Source organism: Pseudoalteromonas sp. BSi20429 (assembly GCF_000238895.1).
GTDB classification, from domain to species: domain Bacteria; phylum Pseudomonadota; class Gammaproteobacteria; order Enterobacterales; family Alteromonadaceae; genus Pseudoalteromonas; species Pseudoalteromonas arctica.
Map to the genome: position 1 here is coordinate 1 of NZ_BADV01000064.1, position 865 is coordinate 865.

1 pseudogene is annotated in these 865 nt (G+C 44.9%); it reads left to right on the forward strand.

Features of this window, described 5'->3' with window-relative positions:
- Positions 1 to 865, forward strand: a pseudogene (locus P20429_RS19655) (type IV secretion protein Rhs); the annotation flags it as partial.

Sequence of the window (865 nt, forward strand, 5' to 3'; positions counted from 1 at the left end):
CCCGTTGATGGTATTGACTATATCGTTATCGATAATGAGGGCATTGAACATACCGGCTCACTGGCAAACGGTGTAGCCACCTTGGCTAATTTACCGCAAGGTAAAAGTGATGTTTTGCTGCGCGCAACCACTCAAGCGGATGAACAACAACTCACCCAACTGCGTAACGACTTTAAACAACATCTCACCTCCATGCTTAATGAAATACGCAAACAAGCAGCTATTGGCGATGCTATTTTTGAGCAAGAGGATTTTTTTACCCAATGGATGATTGAAACCGGTGCACGCGCAACGGGCCTGTATCAAGGCGCAAAGTCCCTTGTAACGGGTATCGCTGATTTAATCGTATTGGGGATTGATGTAAATATCAGTGTGTATTCTGCCTGCTTTAGAATGATTGATGCTGTTGCCAGTGGTGATAAACACGCGGTTAAGCACGAACTTGAAACAATTTTAGCCTTTAGCCAAAAAACAACCAGTGCATTATCAGATGCCTTTGAATTATTACTCGCCTTAATGGACGATGAAGACACCCGCAATACACTCGCGCGCTTCCCGTATGACTATATTGAAGCCCACTCGTACGTTGATAAACAGCGCATAACTGGTGTAATGGCCTTTGAAATATTATTAGCGATATTAACAGGCGGGGTGGGTGTTGCCGCTTCTGCAGCGAGTAAATCAAAACACCTTGCCAGCGCCAATCGCGCACTGGTTAATATGGCCGATATACTTAAGCGCAAACAGCTAGATAAAACAATATCGCACACAGTATCGCCTGAGCAACCTAAATTAATTGAGCGCATTGACAAGCCCGATACGGTATTACAACCAGGTACCAATCGAGGCGTAACAACGCAGGTGT